8 protein-coding genes, 1 pseudogene and 1 riboswitch are annotated in these 7,695 nt (G+C 63.1%); of the genes and pseudogenes, 6 read left to right on the top strand and 3 right to left on the bottom strand.

The genetic code is table 11. The annotated features are described in order from the left end of the window. The 3 genes from cobW to MAXJ12_RS13505 form a co-directional block, all read right to left on the bottom strand. The coding region (gene cobW, locus MAXJ12_RS13515; RefSeq protein ID WP_008836451.1) for a cobalamin biosynthesis protein CobW at positions 1–851 on the bottom strand (851 nt) is incomplete at its 3' end. Then, a complete protein-coding gene (locus tag MAXJ12_RS13510) occupies positions 848–1,273 on the bottom strand; it encodes a DUF1636 family protein (protein ID WP_008836450.1) in 426 nt (141 codons plus the stop codon). The genes cobW and MAXJ12_RS13510, both read right to left, overlap by 4 nt. Before the next feature lie 39 nt (positions 1,274–1,312). Further along, a riboswitch (cobalamin riboswitch) is annotated at positions 1,313–1,513 on the bottom strand. Between the two features lie 30 nt (positions 1,514–1,543). After that, on the bottom strand, positions 1,544–2,743 hold the full coding sequence (locus MAXJ12_RS13505) for a winged helix-turn-helix domain-containing protein (protein ID WP_008836449.1): 1,200 nt from the start codon (positions 2,741–2,743) through the stop codon (positions 1,544–1,546). Between the two features lie 339 nt (positions 2,744–3,082). On the opposite strand from MAXJ12_RS13505, the gene MAXJ12_RS13500 reads away from it, so the two are divergent. From MAXJ12_RS13500 to MAXJ12_RS13475, 6 genes and pseudogenes are all read left to right on the top strand, one after another. Beyond that, positions 3,083–3,448, top strand: coding sequence for an NADH-quinone oxidoreductase subunit A (locus MAXJ12_RS13500; RefSeq protein WP_008836448.1), 366 nt, complete (start codon positions 3,083–3,085; stop codon positions 3,446–3,448). Beyond that, the gene (locus tag MAXJ12_RS13495; RefSeq protein WP_008836447.1) at positions 3,439–4,017 is read left to right on the top strand and encodes a NuoB/complex I 20 kDa subunit family protein; all 579 of its coding nucleotides are present in this window, start codon (positions 3,439–3,441) and stop codon (positions 4,015–4,017) included. The genes MAXJ12_RS13500 and MAXJ12_RS13495 overlap by 10 nt, the downstream gene beginning before the upstream one ends. A gap of 6 nt (positions 4,018–4,023) precedes the next feature. Beyond that, the gene (locus MAXJ12_RS13490; RefSeq protein WP_008836446.1) at positions 4,024–4,626 is read left to right on the top strand and encodes an NADH-quinone oxidoreductase subunit C; all 603 of its coding nucleotides are present in this window, start codon (positions 4,024–4,026) and stop codon (positions 4,624–4,626) included. A gap of 8 nt (positions 4,627–4,634) precedes the next feature. Continuing rightward, positions 4,635–5,825, top strand: coding sequence for an NADH-quinone oxidoreductase subunit D (locus MAXJ12_RS13485; RefSeq protein ID WP_008836445.1), 1,191 nt, complete (start codon positions 4,635–4,637; stop codon positions 5,823–5,825). Beyond that, a complete protein-coding gene (locus MAXJ12_RS13480) occupies positions 5,826–7,112 on the top strand; it encodes an NADH-quinone oxidoreductase subunit E (protein ID WP_008836444.1) in 1,287 nt (428 codons plus the stop codon). An 11-nt stretch (positions 7,113–7,123) separates the two neighbouring features. Then, positions 7,124–7,695 (top strand): annotated as a pseudogene (locus MAXJ12_RS13475) (NADH-quinone oxidoreductase subunit F); the annotation flags it as partial.

Genomic DNA, 7,695 nt, shown 5'->3' with positions numbered 1-7,695 from the left:
AGCACATTCTCCTCATCGGCCGCGGCGGCGACACGCTTGGCGAGGTCGTCGGGGTTCGAGACTGCCGGCAGCTCGACGATGAAGCTGTCGAAGTCGTCGTGCTCATGGTCGAGTTCGCCGTCATGATTGGTCTTGCGGTTTTCGATGTCGTCCTCGACGGCGAGCCCCATGCCAAGAAGGACGGTGGGGTCGACTTTGCCTTGTGAGGTTGGCACGATCTTGACCGAGCGCGCCAGATGCTCGCCAATCACGGCGTGAGCGCGGGCGCTGCCCAAGTCGTCGAGCAGGTCGCTTTTTGAAAGGATGACGAGATCGGCGCAGGCGATCTGGTCCTCGAACACCTCCTCGACCGGATCGTCATGGTCGAGGGAATCGTCGCTTACGCGCTGCGCCTGCAGCGCGTCGAGATCGGAGGCGACCTTGCCGGCGGCAAGCGCCGGGCCGTCGACCACGGCGACGACGCCGTCGACGGTGACGCGGCTCTTCACCGACGGCCACTGGAACGCCTGGACCAGCGGCTTGGGCAGAGCGAGACCGGAAGTCTCGATGATGATGTGGTCGACTTTCGGCTCCAGCGCCAGGATCTGGTCGAGCGCCGGCACGAAATCGTCCGCGACGGTGCAGCAGAGGCAGCCATTGGCCAGCTCGACGATGTTTTCCTCCGGGCAGGCTTCGATGCCACAGCCTTTCAGAATCTCGCCGTCGATGCCGATGTCGCCGAATTCGTTGACGATGATGGCCAGCCGTCGGCCGTTGGCGTTTTCGAGGATGTGGCGGATCAGCGTGGTCTTGCCGGCGCCGAGGAAGCCGGTGACGACGGTGCAGGGGACGCGGGCTGCGGAAGCGGTCATGAATTTTCCTTCAGGAGGTCGAGGGGAGGAATGCGCGCGACGAGGCCGCGCTTGAGACTGTCGGGACGGCCGCGCCAGGGCAGTATGCCGTCGGTCGAGGTGGCGAAGAGTTTTGCGCCGGTGATCAGGTCCGGGCCGCTTTCCGGCGTCAGGTCGCCGAAGACATAGCTCCACGAGCCGTCGCGCAGAATGGCGGCGGAGAGACGCCGCTTGCAATTGCCGAGGCATTCTATCTGTTTAACGCTGATACCGGTGTCTTCTGCCGCGATGCGCGTCGCGTCGCCCAAAATTTCGCCGGCGCGGGGACGGGCGTCGGAGCCAGTCTCGTCGCGGCAGGACGAGCAGACGACCACCGTGATGCCGGCATGGCCGTCATCGCCTGCGTCCCCGACCTGCTGCGGAAAAATGCCGTCGACCTTCAAGTCATCATGCTCCTTGCCCGGGACACCCGCCAGGCGGTCGGATATTTTCGTCAGACGGCAGGTCTCCTGGCTCGCGAGTCGTCGCCTTGGCCGCCTTCCCGGGATATCCCCAGTGGTTTTCGGCCTTCGGCTCTTCGCTTACAGTTGCGGGGACAGCTGCGGAGTTGGCCGGAAAGCCGCACCGCATTCCCTCTTAGCCTCCCCCTTTGCGGGAGGAGGACCGTCTGGCCGGGAATTTAGGCGTCCGGGCTTGGTGCTGTCAACGCGGCGTTACGACATGAAAATGTCGCCGAGCGCCGGCCCGAGGTCGCCCGCAGGCACAATCTCGATGCGCGCGAGCTTAAGCCAGTTCATCATCAGGCGCAGCTCCTCGGCGAGTTCGGCGGCGGTGTGCGGCGGCGCGCCGGGCTCGGCATAGGCGGCAAGCACGCGGAACACGCCGGCCGGCCGGTCCGCCTTGAGGTCGACGCGGGCGACGATCGTGTCGCCAAGCAGGAACGGCAGGACGTAGTAGCCGAACCGGCGCTTTTCGGCGGGCGTGTAGATTTCGATGCGGTAGTGGAAATCGAACAGCCGTTCGGCGCGCGAGCGCTCGAACACCAGCGGGTCGAACGGCGCAAGCAAAGCGCGTGCGGAAACTTTCCTGGGGACGCGGGCGTCCTTATGAAGATAAGCCTGCTGCTTCCAACCTTTGACGCTGACCGGCAGCAACTCGCCTGATTCGACCAGTTCCGGGACGCGGTCCTTCACGTCGGCGGGCGAGAGCCTGAAATAGTCGCGCAGGTCGCCGATCGTGGCGATGCCCAGCGCCCGGGCCGAAATGCGTAGCAATTCGCGGTGCGCGTCGGCGGGTTCGGGGGCCGGGCTCTCGAATATCGCCCCGGGGATGACGCGTTCAGGCAGATCGTAGAGTCGCTCGAAGCCGCGGCGCGAGGCGGTGGTGATGCGGCCGGCCCAGAACAGCCACTCGAAGGCGTGCTTCTCGTCGCTCCAGCCCCACCAGCCGCCGGAGCCCTTCGCACCGTCGATGTCGGATGCGGCTACCGGGCCGTCGGCAGCCACCTTTCGGTAGGTTTCTTCGATAAGGTCCGCGCGCTCGCGGCCGAATTGGGCGAGGCGGCCGTATATGCCTTCGTTGTTGGCCGCGCGGTCCATGCGCCAGCGCATCAGCGGCCAGGTTTCGACCGGCAGGAGAGACGCTTCATGCGCCCAATATTCAAACAGCATCCGCTTCCTGCCGGAAGCCGCTCCGTCGAGCAGGCCGCGATCATACGAACCGAGTCGCGAAAACAGCGGCATGTAATGCGCCCGGACCACAACGCTGACGGAATCGATCTGCAGCAGGCCGGTGCGGGCGAGTACCTTGGAGAGATGCCGCCGGCCAATGGCGCTTGCCGGCCGCTTGTCTGCAAAGCCCTGTGCGGCAAGCGCAATGCGCCGCGCCATGGCGCGCGAAATGGTTTCCTTCATATCCCTGATCCGGCTCGAGGCGAAAGGCCGGCATTTGAGCGGTTGCGCGGCCGCCCGTCCACTCGTTTCAGTCGCGAACCCGACGCGGCGTCATTGTCTCCTGCCACGATGTGACTATGTGAAAGCCGGGCAGGGCAGGGAGCCGATCGATCGGCTTTCCTGCACAAAGTCGCCGCATGCCCACCAATGTTTGGCTTGCTTCGCAGGATTGCCTGCGCTAACGCTCGCCGCATTGCAGCATGGTTCTCAGCGCCCGCCTAGGTCGGCAATCTGTCGCGGTTTGGCGGTTTGATTCAGTGCTATAGTCAGGTCGGTCGGCCGCGAACGGAAAGTCGGAGCATGAGCGCGCTTCTAGGTTCATACCTTCCTATCGTCATATTCATCGGCGTTGCCCTGGCCGTGGCGCTGGCGCTGGTCGCGGCGCCGTTCCTGGTGGCCTACCGCAACCCCGATCCGGAAAAGCTGTCGGCCTATGAGTGCGGCTTCAACTCGTTTGACGACGCGCGCATGAAGTTCGACGTACGCTTCTACCTGGTTTCCATCCTGTTCATCATTTTCGATCTCGAAGTCGCGTTCCTGTTTCCGTGGGCTGTCTCGTTCGGCGAAATCGGCATGCTGGGCTTCTGGTCGATGATGGTGTTCCTGGCCGTGCTGACCATCGGCTTTGTCTATGAGTGGAAGAAAGGGGCGCTGGAATGGAATTGAACGATACTTCCACGCTGGTGGCGCCCAGGCCGAAAGGCATTATCGACCCAAATACGGGAAAACCGGTCGGGTCCGACGATGCGTTTTTCGGCGACCTCAACAATGAGCTGTCCGATAAGGGATTTCTCGTCACCTCGTCGGAAGCGCTGATCACCTGGGCCCGCACCGGCTCGCTGATGTGGATGACGTTCGGCCTCGCCTGCTGCGCCGTCGAGATGATGCACATCTCGATGCCGCGCTACGACGCCGAGCGCTTCGGCATCGCGCCGCGCGCATCGCCGCGCCAGTCGGACGTCATGATCGTCGCCGGCACGCTGACCAACAAGATGGCGCCTGCGCTGCGCAAGGTCTACGACCAGATGCCGGAGCCGCGTTACGTCATCTCGATGGGCTCCTGCGCCAATGGCGGCGGCTATTATCACTACTCCTATTCGGTGGTGCGCGGCTGCGACCGCGTCGTGCCGGTCGACATCTATGTCCCCGGCTGTCCGCCTACTGCCGAGGCGCTGCTCTACGGCATCCTTCTGCTCCAGAAGAAGATCCGCCGCACCGGCACGATCGAGCGGTGAGCAGAGATGGATGAAACTCTCAACGACCTCGCGGCCTATATCCGCGAAAAGCTGGATGGCCAGATCGGCGATGCTGTGGTCGCTTACGGCGAACTCACGCTCACGGTCGAGCCTGCGGACATCGTGGCGGTGCTGAATTTTCTGCGCAGCGACGTGCAGTGCCAGTTCATCTCGATCATCGATATTTGCGGCGTCGACTATCCGTCCCGCGCAAGGCGCTTCGATGTTGTCTATCATCTGCTCTCGCCGCGCCAGAACCAGCGTATCCGCGTTAGGGTGATGGCCGACGAGGACACGCTGGTGCCTTCGGTCACTGAAGTGTTTCCGGGCGCCGACTGGTTCGAGCGCGAAGCCTACGATCTCTACGGCATTCTGTTCTCCGGACATCCGGATTTGCGCCGCATCCTCACCGACTACGGTTTCGAGGGTCATCCGTTGCGCAAGGATTTCCCGCTGACCGGCTTCGTGCAGGTTCGCTACGACGACGAGGTCAAGCGCGTGGTGTACGAGCCTGTCGAACTGAGACAAGAGTTTAGAAACTTTGACTTTTTATCGCCGTGGGAGGGGACGGACTACGTTCTGCCCGGCGATGAAAAAGCGAAGCAGTGAACGCGCCCATGGCTGAAACCTCTGTCCGCAACTTCAACATCAACTTCGGCCCGCAACATCCGGCAGCACATGGCGTTTTGCGTCTCGTGCTGGAGCTGGATGGCGAGGTCGTCGAACGCGTCGACCCGCATATCGGCCTGCTGCACCGCGGCACCGAAAAGCTGATCGAAGCGAAGACCTACCTGCAGGCGATCCCCTATTTCGACCGGCTCGACTACGTCGCGCCGATGAACCAGGAACACGCGTTTTCGCTGGCAGTCGAGCGCCTGCTCGGCATCGACGTGCCGCGGCGCGGCCAGATCATCCGGGTGCTCTATTCCGAGATCGGCCGCATCCTGTCGCACCTCCTCAACGTCACCACGCAGGCGATGGACGTCGGCGCGCTGACGCCGCCGCTCTGGGGTTTTGAGGAACGCGAAAAGCTGATGGTGTTTTACGAGCGGGCTTCCGGTGCGCGCATGCACGCGGCCTATTTCCGCCCGGGCGGCGTGCACCAGGATCTGCCGCAAAGGCTCGTCGAAGACATCGGCAAATGGATCGACCCGTTCCTGCAGACGGTGGCGAATCTTGACGAGCTTCTGACGGAGAACCGCATTTTCAAGCAGCGCAATGTCGACATCGGCGTGGTGTCGCTGGACGATGCCTGGGCCTGGGGCTTTTCCGGGGTGATGGTGCGCGGTTCGGGCGCTGCCTGGGATCTGCGCAAATCGCAGCCTTATGAATGCTATCCGGAAATGGAATTCGACATTCCTGTCGGCAAGAACGGCGACTGCTACGACCGCTATCTCATCCGCATGGAGGAGATGCGTCAGTCGGCCAAGATCATGCGGCAATGCGTCAACCTGCTGCTGAGCAAGGATGGCGCGGGGCCGGTGTCGAACCTCGACGGCAAGGTCGTACCGCCCAACCGCGCCGCCATGAAGCGGTCGATGGAAGCGCTGATCCATCATTTCAAGCTCTATACCGAAGGCTACCGCGTGCCGGCCGGCGAGGTTTATGCAGCCGTCGAGGCACCGAAAGGCGAGTTCGGCGTCTATCTCGTGTCCGACGGCACCAACAAGCCCTATCGCTGCAAATTGCGCGCACCTGGCTTCGCGCATCTGCAGGCGATGGATTTCCTCTGCCGCGGCCACATGCTGGCCGACGTCTCCGCCGTTCTCGGCTCAATCGACATTGTGTTTGGTGAGGTCGATCGATAAATGTCCGTCCGCCGTCTCGCAGAGCCAGCCGTTCAGCCAGCCGCCTTCGCCTTCAACAAGGCGAATTCCGCGGCGGTCAAGCAGTGGCTCAAGAAATATCCGAAGGGCCGGGAGCAGTCGGCGGTAATTCCGCTGCTCATGATCGCCCAAGAGCAGGAAGGCTGGGTCACCAAGCCGGCCATCGAGCATGTCGCCGACATGCTCGACATGCCCTATATCCGCGCGCTTGAAGTCGCGACCTTCTACACGCAGTTCCAGCTTAAGCCGGTCGGCACCCGCGCGCATGTGCAGGTCTGCGGCACGACGCCCTGCATGCTGCGCGGTTCGGAGGCGCTGATGGAGGTGTGCCGCTCGAAGATCCATCACGAGCAGTTCCACACCAATCAGGCCGGCACACTCTCCTGGGAAGAGGTCGAATGCCTCGGCGCCTGCGTAAACGCGCCGATGGTGATGATATTCAAGGATACGTTCGAGGATCTGACGCCCGAACGGCTCGGCGAGATCATCGACGCGTTCGAAGCGGGCAAGGGTGCCTCGGTGACACCTGGACCGCAGAACGGACGGATCTATTCCGCGCCGATCTCCGGGCTGACGACGCTGAAAGACGAGGGCGCGGTGCTGAAAGCATCGCGCGACCAGGAAGCCAAAGCCGGCGCGAAGGAAGCCAAAGCCGCGGGCGCATCGGTTCCGCCGTCGAAGGCGGCAAAGCCCAAGACTTATGCAGCCGAAACCAACAATACGGTGAAATCACCATCTCCGGTCAAGACGAGCCCGAAAGCCGAGGTCGCGGTCAGTGCGAAAGGGCCAAGGCCGGACCCGGTAGCCGCCAACAAGGCTGCCGAATCGGTCGAAAAGGCAGCAAAGCAGCGGAAGCCTCCGATTGCCAAGGAGGAGCCTGCGGCGGCGTTCAAGTCGCCTGAATTGCTGCACGGAGAGCCGATCGGCGCAGCGGGCAAGGAAGCCGACGCAGCGCCGGTTCGCGGACGAACGTCGAAACCATCGCTCGACGACAAGAACCGGCCGGCGGGCATCGAAAAGCCGGCGGCGGTTGACGATCTCAAGCTGATTTCCGGCGTTGGCCCCAAGATCGAAGCCACCTTGCATTCGCTCGGCATCTATACGTTCGGCCAGATCGCCGCGTGGAAGAAGGCCGAGCGCGAATGGGTCGACGGCTATCTGAATTTCAGAGGCCGCATCGAGCGTGACGACTGGGTCAAGCAGGCCAAGGCGCTGGCCAAGGGCGGCGTGGCCGAATACATCCGCGTCTTCGGCAAGAAGCCGGTCTGAGGGTTCGCAAAATGCTTCAGGACAAGGATCGCATCTTCAACAACATCTACGGACGGTTCGACCGCTCGCTGAAGGGCGCGATGGCGCGCGGCCATTGGGACGGTACCGCCGGCATCATCGCCAAGGGCCGCGACTGGATCGTCAACGAGATGAAGGCGTCGGGCCTGCGAGGGCGCGGCGGCGCTGGCTTCCCGACCGGGCTGAAATGGTCGTTCATGCCCAAGCAGAGCGACGGGCGGCCGTCCTATCTGGTGGTCAATGCAGACGAATCCGAGCCCGGCACCTGCAAGGATCGCGATATCTTGCGGCATGATCCGCACACGCTCGTCGAAGGCTGCCTGATAGCAGGCTTCGCGATGGGCGCGGTCGCAGCCTATATTTATGTGCGCGGCGAGTTCATCCGCGAGCGCGAGGCGCTGCAGCGAGCAATCGATGAGGCCTACGACGCAGGCCTGATCGGCAAGGACAATAAGAACGGCTACGATTTCGAGATCTACGTCCATCACGGCGCAGGCGCCTACATCTGCGGCGAGGAGACGGCGCTGCTCGAAAGCCTCGAGGGCAAGAAGGGCCAGCCGCGGCT

It is taken from the genome of Mesorhizobium alhagi CCNWXJ12-2, assembly GCF_000236565.1.
Classification (GTDB): domain Bacteria; phylum Pseudomonadota; class Alphaproteobacteria; order Rhizobiales; family Rhizobiaceae; genus Allomesorhizobium; species Allomesorhizobium alhagi.
The sequence above is the reverse complement of the archived record's forward strand: the minus strand, read 5'-3'. Positions and strand labels throughout refer to the sequence as shown.